Raw genomic sequence first — 18,829 nt, 5'->3', positions numbered from 1 at the left:
TCGATAACGATCAGCATTACAGAAAACGAAGCATCCTCAAAAGACAATAACAGGAGATCATATGCAACAAGTAAAGTCCATTCACCCTCAGTCAGAGGGTGAGAGCCAGACGGAGCGTTCGAGGGTCGATAATATGAGTACCCGAGGCGCACTGATGATCATCACCTTTTTATTTTTCATGTGGGGGCTGCTTACATCATTGAATGATGTATTGATCCCTCATTTGAAGGCGATTTATGATTTGAGTTATGTGCAGGCGATGATGGTGCAATTTTGTTTTTTTGGCGCTTATTTTATTGTCTCGGTTCCCGCCGGTACGCTAATTAAAAAAATCGGCTATCAAAATGGTATCGTCACAGGTCTGCTTATTGCTGCTGGCGGATGCGCCTTGTTTTATCCTGCTGCAATGGGATCGTATGCGGTGTTTCTGATCGCTTTCTTTATTTTGGCGACAGGGATTACCATCCTACAGGTGGCGGCTAACCCTTATGTGACGATCCTTGGTACCAGCGCTACGGCCTCAAGTCGCTTGACGCTAACACAAGCATTCAATTCTCTCGGAACGACGGTCGCGCCGTTTCTAGGCGGAATGTTGATTTTGTCAGTTGTGAGTATCGGGCCGGCCGACTTAGCGCGTTTGTCACCTGCGGATCAACTTGCACAACACGCGCGCGAAGCAACTTCCGTTCAGACACCCTATCTCATCTTGGCTGCTACATTGGTCGCACTTGCTGTGATTTTTAGTGTGATTAAGTTACCCAAAATCGTTGATGCGATAGAGCCTGTGCAGATTGGGCAGTCAAAAAAGATGTCGATTTTCTCGTACCGCCATCTCGTTCTCGGTGCAATCGGCATTTTTGTTTATGTCGGTGGCGAAGTGAGTATCGGTAGCTTCATGATCAATTTTTTGGGCGAAAAAGATGTGGCTGGGTTGGCGACGGCAGATGCCGCCCGTTTTGTTGGACTGTATTGGGGCGGGGCGATGGTTGGACGCTTTATCGGCTTTGCGGTGATGCGGTATGTGAGCCCAGGTAAAACGTTAGCATTTAACGCATTGTGCGCCGTTGGTCTCGTATTGGTCGCCGTATTTAGTCAAGGACCGTTTGCAATGTGGTCAATCATTGCCGTCGGCTTATGTAATTCGATCATGTTCCCGACGATTTTTAGTATGTCGCTTCACCGACTCGGTGCTCGCACAGGGCAGGGATCTGGGTTGCTCTGTATGGCGATTGTTGGCGGAGCGCTCGTGCCGTTTTTGCAGGGTGCATTGGCAGATCATTTCGGCTTGCACTTATCGTTTGTTTTACCAGCACTTTGCTATATGTATATCGCATTTTTTGGATTCCACTATGCGGGGATGTATAGCGAACAGCAAGACCATGGGGTAATAGTCTAAGCTGTTCAACATTCAGATAAGCACTGGCGAACCTCATATTGTTTCGCCAGTCGCTTGATGTGATTATTTTCAGATGTCATTTCCTTATTTTTTGTGATTCAACTATGAATTCTCCTGTCTTGATTGCAGATATTGGTGGAACCAATGCTCGCTTCGCATTAGAAACTGCGAAAGGGAAAATAGAAGCGATTGCGGTATTCAATTGCGCTGAGTTTAATACGATCTCAGAGGTGATCGACTCTTATATCACCAGACCCGACGTACGTAGCCTAGGGGGTGCCAAGATCTGTAAAGCTGGGATTGCGATTGCTAATCCAATCCATGGTGATATCGTCAAAATGACCAATCATCATTGGGAATTTTCCATCGAATCTGTTCAGACTGAATTTGATCTCCAAAAGCTTTTAGTGGTGAATGACTTTAAAGCGCTCGCGATGGCATTGCCATCACTGTCTCCATCACAAAAAAAGCAGATAGGTGGCGGGGTTGCCATTGATCGATCACCCATTGCGCTGGTTGGTGCTGGTACCGGTCTTGGTGTGTCTGGTTTGATTCCGACAAAAGAGGGATGGCATGCGCTGGAGAGTGAGGGGGGACATGCAAGTTTTCCGCCCAATAGCCAATTAGAAATACGCCTGTTACAGACCATTTTTGATCAGTTTGGACATGTTTCCTGTGAACGATTTTTATCTGGTGCTGGAATCAAATTGTTGTACACCGCACTGTGTTCTGTCAGAGGCGTACCAGTAGAGTCGATTGAGGTACCAGAAATTATGCGTCGAGGCCTCACCTCTGAATCACTGCTCTGCAGAGAAGCATTATCGATTTTTTGTGACATGCTCGGAACAATTGCGGGTGACCTGGCTATTACCTTCGGTGCTAAAGGCGGGGTTTATATTGGTGGTGGTATTGTTCCACGATTAGGACAGTTTTTTGATGACTCCGGTTTCAGGCAGCGTTTTGAAAAGAAGGGAAGACTGTCCGATTATTTAAAGGACATTCCCACTTTCGTCATCACAGAACCGTATCCTGCGTTCCTCGGTATGTCGGCATTGATGAAGAGTATTAATTAGTGCTTTTTCGCCGGAAAAAATGCAGCCACTACCTCAATGTATCTACGCGGAGTTACCTTGAAATTGTCCCCTTATCGTCGACTGCTTTCTCTCACCATCACTTTGCTACTGGTTGCTGGTTGTTTTTTTTCACAATCGGCACTTGCCAGTGTGCGATTGCCCCGCTTGGTTAGTGATGGCATGGTTTTACAACGGGATAAGCCGATTCGCATATGGGGATGGGCCGATAAGGGAGAGCACATTGAAGTGACCTTAGGCAATCAACATGCAAGTACGCAGTCTGTTGATGGTCGATGGCAAGTGACATTCGCCGCCATGAAAGCCGGTGGGCCCTATTGTATCGATATCAAGGGTGTAAATCATCGTCAGATCTGTGATGTACTGATCGGGGATGTTTGGATTGCGGCGGGACAGTCCAATATGGAATTAAAGATTGATGATGTTAAAACCCGATACCCTGATCTGATTGCCACGACGCACTATCCAGGCATTCGCGAGTTTTCAGTACCGTGGGTTTATAATTTTCAGGCTCCCGCGTCCGATTTTCAAGAAGGCGAATGGAGAGCCGCAGAGGGGCCGGCACTGGGGCATTTTTCTGCTGCAGCATTCTTCTTTGCCCGTCAGCTACACGAAAAATACCATGTGCCAATTGGTATTGTGATGTTGGCAGTAGGTGGTTCGCCCGCTGAGGCATGGATGAGTGAAGAGGCACTTTCTGCCTATCCCCACTATCTTGAACGAACCGCTCCTTACAAAGATGATGAAGTACTCAAGAAAGCAATTGCGAAAGAAAATGCGGCCACTGCGCAGTGGTATGCATCGCTGACACATGATGATGTTGGTGTCGCGAATGGATGGCAATTCGGTCAGCAAGATGCAAACGATTGGAAACCATTTATTGTTCCTGGCAATCTCCACGAGCAAGGAATCCCGTTGGACTATGGATCGGTTTGGTTTAGAAAGACAATAGATCTGTCTGAAGAACAGATAAAAAAACATCCTATCTTGTCTTTGGGGTCTATCGTCGATCATGATCAAACCTATATAAACGGTGTCGAGATCGGAAGCACGCCCAATTTGTATGTGATGCGTCGTTACCCTATTGCAGCCAATGTGCTGAAAGTAGGGCCTAATGTCATCAGTATTCGTGTCGTTACGACGACGGGAAATGCGGGCTTTATCAAAGATAAGAAGTATGCACTGGAGATCGGCGGAGAAACACTTTCCTTGGAAGGGTCCTGGGAGTATAAAGTGGGCGCAGTAACAACTGCACCACCTCCAACCACGATGTTCCCGTGGCTGCCCTATGGTTTATATAACGCTAAACTTGCACCATGCCTGCCACTGGGTATCAAAGGGGTGATTTGGTATCAAGGTGAGTCAAATACAGACCGCGCTTCGGAGTATGCGTATTTATTCCCTGATTTGATCAAACAATGGCGGCATGATTTTAATCAAGGCGATTTTCCATTTCTCTTTGTGCAACTGGCAAATTATCAGGAAGCCACGACAACACCTGTCGAGAGCCGTTGGGCTGAATTGCGCGAGGCCCAAAGGAAAAGCTTGCGTGTTCCTAATACGGGTATGGCAGTAACGATTGATATTGGAGAGTGGAACGATATTCACCCTTTAAACAAGCAAACTGTCGGTGAGCGGCTTGCGCTGCAAGCACAAAAAATTGCTTATCACGATGTAAGGCTTATTGCGTCTGGACCGCGTCCTCAAGGTCTGTCCCGTTCCTATGGACAGCATGGTCATGAATTGGTCATCCGTTTTGAATCAGAGGGTGGTCAATTGGTGATGCCGCCCGAAGGCAAGATCGCGCAGCTAGCGATTGCGGGCGCTGACAAGCAATATGTCTGGGCAGAGTCAGCACTGATTAATGGAACATTACATGTTTGGAGTCCGCTCGTACCGTTACCTCACTCTGTACGCTATGCTTGGTCGGATAATCCCATCGGAGCAAATCTAAAAAATCGGCAGGGATTACCCGCCTCGCCATTCGAGCTATCGCTCCCATAGTTCACGATACCACTGGTAATGGATGAAATTACGACGACTTCCGCCACAACGGTCGAACCCGTAAAAACAGGTCGTACATGACATCCAGAAAACCAATGGCGAAACGATGAGATAAAAAAGGCGTGAGCCACGCCAGCGCTGGTAAGTGCTTCCACATTTCGATAAACGCAGCGGCACCTTGCACGAGGTTGCCTTGCGCATCCCTCACATGCAATCGGGCTAATGCAGTTTGGCGATGAAGCGCCGTGCCGAGCTCTTGTTCTTGACAGGTACTCGCGTCCACCCATTGAATGCGATCTCCACCTTTTAATTTCTGATAGGTACCGATCTCTTTGGAGCAAATCGGACAGGCTCCATCAAAATAAACAGTACAGGTAGTGTCGACGGTGTGATCGACGTTTTTTGTGACGGAATGCGACGTGGATTCAGACTTGCTCATGTTGATGCCTGTGCAGGAAACGTGATCCGCACCACGCCGGGATAGGCATGGGCGTTGGGCATTTCTGCCGCCCTCATTATGCCATTAATCAATTTTCTTTTTTGAGCTGCTCCATTTTTGACCGGGTCGAGAACTTGGGTTCGTTGCTTCCTGCATGTTGAGTTTCCGTAAAGGTGTTGCCCCAAAGGACAATAGGAAAAAAATATTTCCACACGTAAACTTCTGCATGCTGCGTGTTTCTGTTGATAAAAAATCAGCAAGTGAGACATCGTTCTTTTTAGCAAATAACAACTTATAACGAACAATCACTGTGGAAAAGAGAAAAAAATGTATTTGAGGCAATGGCTAAGGAAAAAAGAAATCCTGATCTGCATTCCCGCTTTCACCCTATTAGTCGCCTGTGGTGGCGGTGGCGGAAGTGGAGCTGCCAGTAGCGACGCGACACAATCGACCACGACACCAGGGGGCACAACAACTGGAACACCACCCGGAACACCACCCGTTGATCCGGTGAGCATAGCGTTAACGAGCGGTGATCCTAGCAAACTCAGTGTCTCGGACAGCCCAACGTTATTACAGCAAGCGACTGCCCTCGCCATCAAAATTCAACAACTGCAAAGTGCTGCTATCACATCGATTTATAGTGGTAATGCAACGACTGCTGCGCTCAACCTGACAACCAACAGTAGTGATATCAACATCCGTAACCACACGGTTGCAACGCCATTAGTGACGTCTGATGATGGCAGTACGCTCGCCGCCGTCGCGATGGTGGGACAGGGGCGTGCACTGGCGTATGGCGCTGACGTTTTAAAATGGATTGCCACGCAATCAAAAGAAATTCAGCACACCCCGGTATTTAATCAAGCATTCACGTGGGCCGTTACTGGCAATGCGACAGGCAAACTGCCCGCAAGCGTTAAATATGCGACTGCCGGATATGATGCGCCCACCGTCGGTCGACTCATTACAACGCTGGGTGGTACACCGCAGACGGTGTCCTGTGATCTCGTTGATCCCGCCAACACTTGCTGGTCCGGTCTGGATGTTTTGGTATTCGGTGCGGGAACACGCAGCGATCCTGCGTTGTCCAGTCAAATTTTGAAATATCTGCAAGCGGGTAAAACCGTGATTTACATGCACGCGAGCTGGATCGATTCTGCTGGCGGACGACAAGTGCTCAATGGTATGGGCATGGACTTGGGTGGTTATCCGGGGAATTATTTTGCCTCTGCTGCAGCGGTTTCGGTCGCATCGGGTACGACGACGAGCACCATGGTGCAACGCGATGATCAGCTCACACCATTGGTCACCACATTGGGTTATCTCGGTCAGGCACAGCCGACATTGAAACTCAGCACGGACACCTCGCCTGCAACGCCCATTACCTTTATCCAAAACGACCTTGCAACGATGCAAAGCAATGGCATCGATCTGTTCAAAACGCCAAATACTGATTTGTATCGGTTGTTGGTACTGTGGGCAGATTTATATCGTCCAACGATTAAATACGGCACCATTAACCGTGATACGGCGGGAGGTGATTTTCTACGAACCTACGCTTCTGATTCTTGGGTAACCTTTAATCGTGCAACGACGACGACTGCGACGGCTGGTCAGGGTGATTACATGCCAGCTGCTGCACAGTCGATTCCTGTGAGTAGTAGTGACGAAACCATCACTGTCACGATTCCACAAACTTCTGGTATTACGCTCATTGGTCGTGGCGCGATTCCAGCACAGCCAGTAACACTGCAAGTCGTTGATAGCGGTACGGTAACTGGTTTATCGGTACAAACAAATCACTTACGTACTTGGGGAGATCCATTAACGGATGATGTTGCCTCCAAATATAAACGCCCACGTCGTCCTAACTCTTTTGCTATTCCGCTCTCTATCGCGAGTAATGCATCTCCAACGGTATTTAATTCACCGTTCGGCGGACCGTTGATGTTGAACTATTCCGGTGCAACGCCAGGGCAAACCATTACGCTGAAAATACGTGGTTCCGCGAAGTATTCGCATTTCGATATGACACAGCCACAATCCGCACAGGATTATGCCGATGCGATTGCCGCCACCAAGCGTAAAGATTTCGGCTGGCAGACCATCAAAATGGTTGGCGGTGAGATTCAGCAAGTCATCGGTTATGTGAATGCCAATGGTGATCCAAATACGTATATTCAGACACATATCAAGGACATGCTGTTTAATTCAAACCACATTGCGAATGGCTATAACGATGTGGGCATGACGAATAACGTTTCTTCAGTTTGTACTTTGCTCGGGTGGACATGCGATGGACCGATTCATCGTGCGCCTAACATCCAACACTTTGTTGGTTGGATCGCCACCTGCGGCTTCCTGTGTAGCGGCAATCCTGCTGATGGCTATGCAAGTATTGATGCTGGATGGGGATGGGCGCATGAAATGGGGCACAACACGGTTCAGCGCGTATTGCATATCGCATTCAATGGTCAAGGCTGTGTTGTTGAATGTGACAACAATATTTTGGCCAGTGCCACAATGCTTCGTGAGTACAAACTATACGGTATCGATTCCGGCCATACGACTGATCATGCCACTTTGTATAAAGACATCGTTGCAAACAGAGCCACTGGCTTGACCGGATCCGCCAAAGTACTCGACATGCAAACCCATCTTTGGACCATGGCAAACCAAGATCCAATGCGTGCTGTCCATTTTCAGTTAGCATTTTTGTTTAGTCGTTACCGCGTCAAAGAAAGTGTTCCAACGATGGAAACAACATTGGATTTTCTGAGCTTGCTCAATAAGAGTGATCGCTTAGTTTCCAAGGCGTGGGATGCGAACAATAAGAGCAAATATGGTATGAGCCGTTTTGCGGATAATAGTACGATTTCTAACCCCGACCTTATCTTTGTGTTGAGCTCGAAAATCATCGGACAGGATTTACGCAACATCTTTGCGATGTACGGCATTACCTTATCGCAGACGGCATTAGATTCTGTTGCCGATTTAAATTTACCAGTGTTGCCAGAGCAGTTTTACGCACTGGCTCAAAATAAATTTAATCAAGTATCGACAGGACAATGGTTGGATTTGTCGACATCAACGCCAGCTTATCCGTTCTAATTTAACGTCGTTGTATCCTATGAAGGCTGTTACCTCGTAACAGCCTTTTTTTATGATCGCTTTTTTAACGATAATGACTAATGGTCCGTATGGTGCCGTGGTTTCTGAATCTGTACATCGATGGACGACGCAGCTGATGCGGAGGGGTGCGCCAGTGATGTGGCTTGCGTCTGCGCACGCGCTGGCTCGGTGAGCGGTCCGTTGTATTCTCTCGCCACGCTTCCGACAGGATGTTGGTACCAACCGGGATCTTTATAGTCGCCGTGTGGCTGATGTCTCCTCACCTTCAATACACTAAACATCCCCCCCATTTCTAGTCCACCAAAAGGACCTTCGCCACCCATCATCGGGACGGTATTATCGGGAATAGGCATCTTCATTTCCCCCATGTCTGCCATGCCACGCTCGCCCATTGCCATGTAATCGGGAATCAAGTGATTAATTTTTTCAACGAGATCGCGTTGATCTGCACCAATCATCGTCGGAACATCATGACCCATGGCATTCATGGTGTGGTGGCTCTTGTGGCAATGGATCGCCCAATCACCTTCCTCATCGGCAATGAATTCGATTTGCCTCATTTGCCCCACTGCAATATCGGTTGTCACCTCAGGCCAGCGCGCAGTTTTCGGTATCGCGCCGCCATCGGTGCCGGTGACGATGAACTCGTGGCCATGCAGATGGAGTGGGTGGTTGGTCATCGTGAGATTACCGACACGAATACGCACTTTGTCATGTTGTCGCACATTGAGGGTATCGATACCTGGAAAGACACGACTGTTCCAGCTCCATAAATTAAAGTCCCACATGGTCATGATTTTCGGTGTAGCACTGCCGGGATCAATATTGTAAGCATTGAGCAGAAAGCAAAAGTCACGATCTACCTCGTCAATGAGTGGATGGGGGGCTTTCGGATGGGTGATCCACATGCCCATCATTCCCATGGCCATTTGCGCCATCTCATCGGCGTGAGGATGGTACATGAAGGTGCCGGGTCGCCGAGCAATAAATTCATAGACGAAAGTTTTCCCTGGTTGAATCGATCGTTGTGTTAGCCCACTGACGCCATCCATCCCGTTAGGCAGCCGTTGCCCATGCCAATGCACACTCGTGTGTTCTGGGAGCCGATTCGTCACGAAAATGCGTACTCTGTCACCCTCAACGACCTCAATAGTCGGTCCGGGGCTCTGGCCGTTATAGCCCCACAGACGTGCATTAAAACCGGGTGCCATCTCACGTACGACCGGTTCTGCAACCAAATGAAATTCTTTGACACCCTGATTCATGCGCCATGGCAGTGTCCAACCATTGAGCGTCACGACCGGACGATAGGGGCGTCCGTTCTCTGGGGTCAGTGGTCGCTGTGTCTCTGGTGAGGTTTGACTCACGATCTCCGGTAGTGCTGCCAACGCCACCTTGCTCACGCTAGCGGCTGAAACGGCCGCAGCGATACCACCCGTGATGGCACCAGCGCCGCGCAAAAATTGTCTTCTTGAGTTCATGGTGTTTCTTTCTTTATTCATTGCTCGTGACACGTTGGGCGTTGTTTTGTGTTTGGCCGATTGGCTGTCCGATTGGTTGTCCGATGAGTGCATGCGTGAGAGTTGCTTGCGCTATCCAGAAATCTCTCGTTGCCTCAATGGCTTTATTGACGGTGGTGATGTGATCGCGTGCGTCTTCTAACAAGTCGAAAACGCTGATGAGCATACCGTTGTAGCGAAGAAGATTTTCGTCATTGACCTGCTTTCTAAGCGGGACAATCGTGTCACGATAGTGCCGTGCAATCTCATAATTGGATTGGTAGACGTCGTAGGCTTGACGCACTTCTGATTGCGCATTGATCGCGATTTGTGCCGTTTGATGGAGCGACTGCATATACAAGGCTTCGGCACGAGCGACTTTGGCATCACCCCAATCAAAAAGAGGCAGTTCAACAGAGACTTCATAGCCTTGCCGGCGAAGCGTGTTGCCGCTCCCTTCGAGGACGCTCGCCGGACCAATATCAAGGACGTTGACGAAGCGAGTGGTCTTTGTGAGCCCAAGTTGTGTCGCAAGCGCTTCTGTTTGTAAGCGCGAGATCTGTAGATCTAATCGTTGTTCCATGGCGAGGCGCTCGATGTTTGGTAATGCGTCTGTCGTCGAGGGCAGATCCGGCAAGCGCATAGGTAACTGCAAGGCCATCCGCTGATCGCTGAGCCCCATCAATCGAATGAGTTGCTCACGATAGCCATTGGCGATCTGCTGATACTGTGTGCGTGTCACTTGTGCGTCTGCATAAAAACGCTCTTCGCGCGCTTGTTGTAGTTTGTTAAAGTTGCCTGCCTTCGCCATGCGACGCGCTAGCTCCGCACCGGCTTCCGCGGCTTCGCAGACTTGCTGTGCATACTGTACCGATTGCGCTGCGGCGACGGCGTTGTAGTAGGTCTGACGTGTTTCTGCCGCTAGACGCACTACATCGAGAATCACTTTTTGTTGGGTTTGTTCAAATTGCCGCTGTGCGATCATCTTGGTCTGCGGCATCGTCAATAAAGACAGCATACGAAAACTGACAACTTGCTCAACCGTATAGCTCATGCCCGATGTGGTCGGCGCGGAAGCATGGAGCAGTGTGATCCCCGGATTAGGAAGTCGTCCCGCCTGAACGAGATTTGCTTCGCTGATCGCGAGTTCGGCGAAGGTCGCTTGTAATCCACGATGGTTTAACAATGCTACTTGTACTGCGTCGTCGACACTTACTGGTTTTTCCAGTAGCGCATTGACGCGTTGATGAATGGCTTCTTCATCAGCGGGGGATTTAGACCAAATCAGCTCTTTACCGAGACGGTCGTGGGCAGCGTGAGCGACGTGGTCAAAGCCGCCATCTCTACTGAAACTAGCGCAGCCAGTGAGCAACAGAGCGGATATCGCCAATAGTGTTAAGAGACCGGTAGAGCGGGGTGATGTACGCAATCTAGCAGAACATGGATAGCCGGAAACGGGCACGATGTTTCGTACCCATTGGCTTGAGCAAAAATGTAGCATGAATACTCCGGGGTAATACATGGCATCTCCGCCCACAACATGAGCGAGAACACCAAGGGAAAGTCAATAGCAGTTGTTGCGCGGGGCGCAGGTCGAGCGAGGGCTCAGAGGAATCGTGGACGGGGAGGTCGGTCGAGACGAGTAGGATCGATGGAGTGTTCACCCATCGTCAGGGCAGGGTAGTGCTCTGGCGTCGTGATATTGACGTCGAGAGGCAGCGACGTTGCTGGCAGCGCAGCCGCTATGCAGCAGACGGCACAGTGATTACAGGTACCATGACCATGCTGAGCGTGGGTGGAATGCTGCTTTGCGCTGTGTTCAACGCATGCCATGCCCACACCGACCATCTCTGATGAGCGTGATGCCTGCTCAGTCTGGTGTATTTCGCTACCGACGCACTTGTCCATCGCCACTTGCGCTATTCCTTGTGAAGAAAGCGTCAGAAGCAGAAAACAGATGAGCAGAGATCGCCAGATAGACAGCATCAAGATCGGTTGGTTTGGTGTGGATGTGTAAGAGTATCGGTGAAATGTGGATTTGACGTCAAGATCATCTCACTCACTTATTCACTCACTTATTCACTTATTCACTTATTTAGGTCATTGCTATTTGAAAAAACATCTCTTATCTTCTTTGTTCAAGGTAAATACCCGTGACAATTATTAACTTATTTTCAAGATGACTTGGTGTAGGGATCGCGATCGCTTCTGTCCAAACAAGAACAGATCGCTGTGATAATGCACCAAGGGAGACCAATGTGAACAAAAAGACTATATGGATAGTAATTGTCCTATCCCTGATTTTATCAATCATTGTTGCCGTGAGTGCGCCTTTGTCGCAGGGCGTGACGTCGCGAAAACAAGCACAAATAGCGGCAGTCGATGACACGTGGCGGGCAAGCTTACCGCGTGATCCAATGGCAGCGACCGAGGCCTATATGGCACGGATTTCGCCCGAAGCGAAGACTAGATCAGATGCCTATTTTGAAGGGAAGTACTGGTTGCAATTGATTGATCTCTTCGTCAGCATTGCCGCAGCAGTGATTGTCTTACGGAGCAAAGTGTTGGCGCGCGTCAGGGACAGGCTATCGAAAAAGTGGCGTTTTCAATGGATGATTGACTCGGTAACCGCCATGGTTTGCACCTTTGTGATGTCAGTGATTACCTTACCTTTAACGGTGTATGAGGGATTTTATCGTGAGCATCTCTATGGATTGTCGAATATGCAGGCCCTCGATTGGTTCAAAGAAAATATGCTCATGGTGTGTATTTCTACTGTGTCGATCGGTATTTCCATTGGCATGATTTACATTGCATTGCGTCTCACGCGACGTCACTGGTGGTTGTGGGGAGCGGGAATCAGTATTTCCTTATTGGGCGTTTTCATGTTTCTGGCACCCAACTACATTGACCCCTTATTTAATACCTATCAACCGATTACCGATGTCAGAATCAAAGATCCTGTTTTGGCAATGATGCGTGCCAATGGTGTGCCGGTGAATAATGTCTATCAGTTCGATGCCTCCAAGCAGACCGATCGTGCGAGTGCCAACGTTTCAGGTATATTTGGATCGGCTGCGGTACGGATGAACGACAATTTACTGCAACGTAGTTCCGTGAGTGAGATCAAGGCGGTACTGGGGCATGAGTTAGGCCATTATGTGATGAATCACGTTTATAAAATCTGGATGGAAATAGGCATTGTCTTAGTGCTTGGATTTGCGTTTGTGAAGCGCTTACTCGAATGGTCGCTTGATAAATGGGGGTTTTCTCTCGGATTGAGGAGCTACGCAGATATCGCAGCGTTACCGCTATTGAGCATCTGGTTTTCTGTCTTTATGTTTATTTCTACGCCGATCAGCAATACACTGATTCGAACTCAGGAGACTGAGGCCGATATATTTGGTATCAACGCCTCCGCTGAGCCGCTGGGATTTGCCGAGGAGATGTTGAAGCTGACGGCATATCGTAAATCAGATCCGGGCGATGTCGAAGAATGGCTATTCTTTGATCATCCAAGCCCAAGAAAACGCATCTACAGCGCAATGCGCTGGCGCGCTGAGCAACTCAAACCCTAAGTACTGATTCGGCGCGGCGTACCTACCAAAAAAAACTGAAAATAGATTTCCGCTTTTGCCTCCGTTGAGCGAATAGGAAAGAAGCGTTACTTGTTGATAGCGCGATCTTATTAGGCAACAAAGACCGATCAAGACGATGGATGAAAGGAAGATCATCGTATGACTGAGCGGATCGCGTTGCCCCTATTTTTCTGAATATCCAGACTCAGGAGGTAACAAGATGGATACTTTGCAATACCCTACGCTCTCACTAGAACCGAGCCAGACCGCGCAGTTATTGGACTATCTCAATAGCGAAGGCTTTCCTGCCTCGATTGATAGCGATGGTGACATTATTTTTAAATCAGAGGGCTTGGATTACGCATTATGCTTCGATCGCAAAGATGCGAATTTTGCAAAATTGATTTTGCCTAATATTTGGGAAATCAATGAACAAGCTGAATTGCATCAGGCACTGATTCAATTGGATAACATTAATCGCAAACTGAAGGTGGTGAAGGGGCACACGGTGAAAGATACGGTGTGGTTGACAGTAGAATTTTTTTATAACGATGGTGCGCAGATCACGTTTTTTGTAAAGCGAATGATCCGATTGTTAGCACACGCGGCCATGGTCTTTGCACGCGGCATGGAAAGCGATAAAGAGCAGTTGATCGAATTGGCATCAAGGTCTTAATTTTGGAGGTGAAATCCACGTTCATCGATCACCATCGCCTCGTTGAAAACGCTCAATGAAGAGCGTTTTTCAGCATCTCTGCCATCGATTTCGCATCCATTTCTCCGGATTCGCTCATCAACTGAAATAAATTCAGTTTTGCAGGGGTGTAGTGTTGCGCAATGGCTTCTTCAAAATAGGTGCGTGCTTTGCTGACGTTCTTAGGCATACCTTGGCCCAAATACGCCATTTCACCTAACTCATTGAGGGCAAAGGGAAGATGTTGATTGGCAGCCATTGTCAGCCATTTGATGGCTTGTTGATTGCTACGAGTTTGCTTCATGCCGACGCCAAATCCTTGACGGTAGGCAAGACCAAGAACGGATTGCGCAATCACGCTTCCTCCTTTGGCCTGCTGCATCAACCGTGGTAAATCATCCGCATTAAGCGATGCCGCTTGCCGCTGGATATCGACGGTGAGTTTCATTTGCTCGTCGTTATTGAGGGACTGAAACCATTGCAGCAGCGGTGGACTATCGGACACGGTTGACGTGGCTATTTGGCCCCGTGTATGCGCACTGGTCGTCGCTTGTGTTGTTTTCACCGCGGTCAATTCAATATGCTGCGCAGCGGTGGGAACCAGCACAAAGTTCCCTATCAGCGATGTCGCCATCCATGGGCGTTGTTCATCTTTTGTCTTTGCACGCACGTCCGTCATGACGTGCTTAATCGCTTCTTCTAAGGGCATTCCTGGCTTCACGATCCATTCCGCGAGCGCGAGTGCAAAAGGACCGTCACGGCCTTCTCCATCCAACGCGCGTTCGCCGGGCTGCGTGGCGTAGGCAATCACCATGCCGTTGGCAGGCTTTTCCGCCATAAAACCCGTTGATGGGATGCCGCGATAACGTTGCTCGAACACCAAGCTAGAAGGATCATTGCGACAGGCATCCAAGAGAACGATGGATAAGTGTGCGTGACTTTCCCTGAGACGTTTCAACAAGTCATCCACCGGCACCGACTCTTGGGGGATCGCGCCAAGCACCTTGAGTGACACATTCACCGGGATCAGGTAATTGCGCTCTTTGATTTCAGCGCCATGACCAGCATAATAAAAAACACCCACACCGCCCTGATTCAGATGATCGGCAAGCCGCCCGATGGCTTCGTACATGGTTTGCCGATTGGCATTGTCGATCAGCTCGGTCGTGTATCCTGCACCTTGCAGTCGTTGTGCTAAGAGATGCGCGTCATGGTTGGCATTGCGTAGCTTTAAGGCCCCTTCATAGTTTGCGTTACCAATGACGAGTGCAAACTTCGGTGCACTGCGGTAATCAATACTTTGCGCAAGAGCAGGGCACACGAAGCTGAGTGCCGTAAAAAAAATTAACGCGATCCGCATTGCACTTTTCCTGTCACGATATGACCGTCTAACAGCATCTTGTTCGCTTTAAGACCGGCGAGGGCTTGTTCACCCGTTCCGGTTAATACGGCAAGCGTCGCTTTACCTTGCTGGTCTGGACCGCAGATGATGGTGAGTCCAATATCCGGTAATACGCGTCTCAAATCAGCCACGGTAATCGTGTCGGACAAGATCACCTCTAACGCTGGCGTCTCTGTATTCGCAGATGCGGCTATTCCACGATACCGACTGTCATGTTCCATATCGATAGATACGGAGCGTAACTGATATGTTTGTACCCCTGTGGCGATGACTAGGCAAGCGATGGCGCTGACGGCCCATCCCGATGGCATAGGGTGATGCCATCCCTTGTCGAACCATGCCTGAAGTCGCTCAATGATCGTTGGAGTACGGGGCGCTGAGGGCCATGCAATGTCCTCAAAACGTAATAGCGGTGGGCTTGTCTGCTGCGCCTCCGCGTTGGCGTTACGTGCCGCAGTGACGAGCATCTGGTCAGCATCAAGCTCCGCTTGCAGCTCAGGATGGGATTGCAACATGTGCTGCATCCATGCCATCTCGTCAGCATCTAATTTTCCACAGGCATAAAAAAAACAGAGAGAGCGGAATCGATGTAGGTCGTCAGTCATTTGTTATTCCTCTCTTTGCTTCTGTCATTGTTCCAGCCAAGCTTTTGTGAGATGCATTTTTGCATTTTGATTTTTGCATGCATGACCCATTTTCGGACCTGCTCAAGATTGATATGTGCGTGGTGTGCAGATTGTGCCGCTAAAATGGCTGTCATGTCCGCATAGCGTAGATCTTCATCGAGACATAATTCCATCGCTTGCCGATAATTAGGTCCGCCATCGTTAGGCAGTAATTCGATACAGGTTTTGATCGCGTGTTGTAACTGTTTTTCGTAGACGAGGTCATCCGAGTGCATCAACGGACAGACGAGATTGTCGAGATCTTTACCCAACGCATCAACATCATCTTCCACGCTAATAAACTCACGCAATGTGTTGACGCTCGTCGTTGAATAGCGCTCTTTGTCGTGTGATGCGTCCTCATCGCCGCTCAATGCTGGAGCCGTCTTTTTTTCATTCTTGTGATGGTCATCCTCTTCATTTACAGGAATAGTTCGATGCTCAACGGTCTGATAATACGCACGTAATGCATCGATCGCACAACGATAGGCAATGACCTTGGACCACGTTTTGACGGACGATTTGCTCGCGTCATATTGATCAGCAGAATTGATTATTTTGAGCCATGTTTCTTGTAGCGCCACCTTGGCTAACTCGTCGTTGTAATTGACGGTGACTCGTATAAGTCGATCAAGTCCACCATTGAGGTAATCAAAAAATTGTTGATGGTCTTGGCGCAAGGCGGCAGAGGTCCCTTTTTTGGTGGCGAATTTTTTTAATAATCGTGTGAGTTCTTCATTAGAGACGCGCGGATTTAACATGGAGAAGATGGCTGAAGTCGTGCACTCGGGAAATGGTCGTAATACAAAAAGACGATAAGAGGTGCGTTGTTTATTTACTAATAATCAAGCAATGTCTTAACGACTGTCGCGCTGACGCTATCGCTTACTATCGCCGGTAGCGGCGTTTAAGCTTGTTTCTTTCAATAAAAAAACAACAATTGTATTTTTAAATAGAAAAATTAACTTATTATTTTGCCAAAGTGTAAAACAATGTAAGCATATTAAGTATGATTTTAAGCAACTTGTGTTGCATAAATGCGTATCACAATACCGCAACGTTAGCGTGTCTTCATGCCGCTTCCATCGCCAAAGTTGCTTTCAAAAAAATATTTGCAAGATAAAAATGACAATAAAAATAATACGCGCCGTTCCTCTCTTTTTAAAAAACGTCGTTGATTTTGTGAGTGAGCAATGGAAATCCGTTTTGTTTAGTGCTGCGTTGGCGGCCATTTTTGAACATTTAGGTATCCTAAAAATATTCACGAAGTTTTCCTGGCTGCTGGTGGCGGGTCTTGCCGCTCAGAGTACGGCAATCGATGTCAGCATTAACCGTCATACACCTATCGTCGTCACCTTGAGTGAAGACCGCTTTATCACTCACTACAGTGAAAAAAGCCCTCTCGACCGTTGCATGTTACGTGATGATATTACCGCGATTCTGTCGAAAGGAACGCAACGTCTTGCAATCGATTTTGACTTGTCCCCATTAGCGAAAGGGAATAGCACTGATCTGGCATGTCAAGCTGCACTCGATTCGCTTCTTGATCAAGAAGCCAAACGCTTGGTGATTCTGACGCCATTTCCAGTGAAGGGCGATTTTAAACGTGCCAAACACACGTGGATGCTAGAGCGTTGTGCTAACGGGGTGCATTTTGGTGATGGTGCACTGGATAAATCGTTAGGCATGGTCAACGAGCAGTTTATTGGTGAAGAAGAAATTCTTCAATCACGCTTTGCCGAACAATTACATCATGGCTTCAATGACTACGCATGTCAGCTTGTGAAGCAAGCATCCTCTCCTGCTGATAACCCTTGGTTACAAAAAGACGACGAGAAAAAAGAAAACACGACTTACGAAACCGCACCGATTAATTTTTCAGCTGTCCAGAAACACCTCGCTGTTATTCCGATTGGCAGCCAAGATTTTAACGACGGGTTGCAGTGGAACGACAACCCCGTTTTGTTTGGCATCGATTCGGATAAAGAAGATAACTACCTCACGCCATTAGGAAAATTGGCAGGTGTCGTTATTCATGGCGCGCGTCTTGTTAGTCTTGAATACCCCATCGAAACATTACCTGCTTGGTTAGGTCTTCTCATTGATATGGGCATTGCGTTTTGCTTTGCGTGGGTAGTGGGACAGTTTTGGAATGGGTATGTGATGGCAACCCGTTTTGATATGCATATCCGCGAGTTAAGTAAAGGGCATTTGCGTACGGCTATTGGTACAGGTGTGATTTTTGCCTTCGTCTTGGTGTATTTGCTGCTGGTGCTGTATTTTATTTTCGCCTCAGAGTTCTTTTTCCTTCAATACCATTTCATGCTGGCCCCTTTGCTCATTGCGATTTCCATTCTTTTTGATGGGTTTGTTTCTGCGCCGATTGAGCAAATTCAACGATTATTAGAAGAGCATAAAGAAGAAAAAGAAGAGCATCACAAGACCGCGATCGTTCGTGAAGCTGATAAAGAAAGACATCGGCTTGGAAAGCGATTTATGTGGTCGGTAGCGGTGATTGTTTGCTTGTGCATTGTATTAGCGTTAGCCATTTTTAGCGGTTGGATTGATTTTTCTGCGATTGCGGGGGAGACGTTTGAGTTACTGATTGGTGGGCTTTTCATTAGCTTTTTCTTTGGACTTTTGGTGTATGTGTATGAGGCGTTTCAACGCCGGAAGACATCCCACCATCATGATCTCTCGTATTTTTCAATCACGCGTGTCCGTCATGCGTTACAACGGCTTCTCCCTTTTAAGGTGATTCCTGCTGCTTCACCAGCGCAGCAATATAAACAGTATTTGAGTTGGGCAGTTCATCTCGGCTATTTCTTGGGATGGCTTCGCGGACTGACGTTCTGGCTCATTATTTTTATTGGTATGAACTATCTATTTAATTCTTAAATTATTTAATTCTTAAATCACCTTTCTC

14 protein-coding genes are annotated in these 18,829 nt (G+C 48.1%); 7 read left to right on the top strand and 7 right to left on the bottom strand.

Translation table 11 applies throughout. The features are described from left to right. Positions 1-61: 61 nt before the first annotated feature. The 3 genes from ACO0K2_RS13200 (at position 62) to ACO0K2_RS13190 (ending at position 4,491) form a co-directional block, all read left to right on the top strand. Positions 62-1,396: a sugar MFS transporter gene (locus ACO0K2_RS13200; protein ID WP_423019525.1), complete on the top strand. Its 1,335-nt coding sequence runs from the start codon at positions 62-64 to the stop codon at positions 1,394-1,396. A 104-nt stretch (positions 1,397-1,500) separates the two neighbouring features. Next, on the top strand, positions 1,501-2,469 hold the full coding sequence (locus ACO0K2_RS13195) for a glucokinase (protein WP_423019523.1): 969 nt from the start codon (positions 1,501-1,503) through the stop codon (positions 2,467-2,469). 57 nt (positions 2,470-2,526) lie between these two features. After that, a complete protein-coding gene (locus tag ACO0K2_RS13190; RefSeq protein WP_423019521.1) occupies positions 2,527-4,491 on the top strand; it encodes a sialate O-acetylesterase in 1,965 nt (654 codons plus the stop codon). Positions 4,492-4,519: 28 nt separating this feature from the next. Here ACO0K2_RS13190 and ACO0K2_RS13185 read toward each other — a convergent pair whose 3' ends face one another. Continuing rightward, positions 4,520-4,930 carry a thiol-disulfide oxidoreductase DCC family protein gene (locus tag ACO0K2_RS13185; protein ID WP_423019519.1) on the bottom strand — a complete coding sequence of 137 codons (411 nt, stop codon included), beginning with the start codon at positions 4,928-4,930 and terminating at the stop codon, positions 4,520-4,522. 327 nt (positions 4,931-5,257) lie between these two features. On the opposite strand from ACO0K2_RS13185, the gene ACO0K2_RS13180 reads away from it, so the two are divergent. Next, on the top strand, positions 5,258-8,044 hold the full coding sequence (locus ACO0K2_RS13180; protein WP_423019517.1) for an ImpA family metalloprotease: 2,787 nt from the start codon (positions 5,258-5,260) through the stop codon (positions 8,042-8,044). A gap of 77 nt (positions 8,045-8,121) precedes the next feature. Here ACO0K2_RS13180 and ACO0K2_RS13175 read toward each other — a convergent pair whose 3' ends face one another. From ACO0K2_RS13175 to ACO0K2_RS13165, 3 genes are all read right to left on the bottom strand, one after another. Continuing rightward, positions 8,122-9,546 carry a multicopper oxidase family protein gene (locus ACO0K2_RS13175; protein ID WP_423019515.1) on the bottom strand — a complete coding sequence of 475 codons (1,425 nt, stop codon included), beginning with the start codon at positions 9,544-9,546 and terminating at the stop codon, positions 8,122-8,124. A 13-nt stretch (positions 9,547-9,559) separates the two neighbouring features. After that, the gene (locus tag ACO0K2_RS13170) at positions 9,560-11,065 is read right to left on the bottom strand and encodes a TolC family protein (protein ID WP_423019513.1); all 1,506 of its coding nucleotides are present in this window, start codon (positions 11,063-11,065) and stop codon (positions 9,560-9,562) included. 104 nt (positions 11,066-11,169) lie between these two features. Next, the gene (locus tag ACO0K2_RS13165; protein WP_423019511.1) at positions 11,170-11,472 is read right to left on the bottom strand and encodes a hypothetical protein; all 303 of its coding nucleotides are present in this window, start codon (positions 11,470-11,472) and stop codon (positions 11,170-11,172) included. 350 nt (positions 11,473-11,822) lie between these two features. On the opposite strand from ACO0K2_RS13165, the gene ACO0K2_RS13160 reads away from it, so the two are divergent. Beyond that, positions 11,823-13,142 (top strand): M48 family metalloprotease, encoded by a 1,320-nt coding sequence (locus ACO0K2_RS13160; protein WP_423019509.1) that lies wholly within the window; start codon positions 11,823-11,825, stop codon positions 13,140-13,142. Between the two features lie 220 nt (positions 13,143-13,362). Then, a complete protein-coding gene (locus tag ACO0K2_RS13155) occupies positions 13,363-13,818 on the top strand; it encodes a hypothetical protein (protein WP_423019507.1) in 456 nt (151 codons plus the stop codon). A 52-nt stretch (positions 13,819-13,870) separates the two neighbouring features. On the opposite strand, the gene ACO0K2_RS13150 is transcribed toward ACO0K2_RS13155, so the two are convergent. Genes ACO0K2_RS13150 through ACO0K2_RS13140 form a run of 3 tightly spaced genes read right to left on the bottom strand, consistent with a single transcriptional unit; the run spans position 13,871 to position 16,664 of the window. Then, positions 13,871-15,196, bottom strand: coding sequence for a caspase family protein (locus ACO0K2_RS13150; protein ID WP_423019505.1), 1,326 nt, complete (start codon positions 15,194-15,196; stop codon positions 13,871-13,873). Continuing rightward, positions 15,181-15,843, bottom strand: a complete 663-nt coding sequence (locus tag ACO0K2_RS13145) for a hypothetical protein (protein ID WP_423019503.1) — start codon at positions 15,841-15,843, stop codon at positions 15,181-15,183. Before ACO0K2_RS13145 ends, ACO0K2_RS13150 begins: the two co-directional genes overlap by 16 nt. After that, a complete protein-coding gene (locus tag ACO0K2_RS13140) occupies positions 15,840-16,664 on the bottom strand; it encodes an RNA polymerase sigma factor (protein ID WP_423019501.1) in 825 nt (274 codons plus the stop codon). The genes ACO0K2_RS13145 and ACO0K2_RS13140 overlap by 4 nt, the downstream gene beginning before the upstream one ends. A gap of 364 nt (positions 16,665-17,028) precedes the next feature. Between ACO0K2_RS13140 and ACO0K2_RS13135 the strand changes: the two genes are divergently transcribed. Then, positions 17,029-18,801, top strand: coding sequence for a hypothetical protein (locus ACO0K2_RS13135; RefSeq protein ID WP_423019499.1), 1,773 nt, complete (start codon positions 17,029-17,031; stop codon positions 18,799-18,801). Positions 18,802-18,829 lie beyond the last annotated feature (28 nt).

Origin of the sequence: Undibacterium sp. MH2W (assembly GCF_049340215.1) — a bacterium.
GTDB lineage: Bacteria > Pseudomonadota > Gammaproteobacteria > Burkholderiales > Burkholderiaceae_D > Undibacterium.
This window is presented reverse-complemented; position numbering and strand designations above follow the sequence as displayed.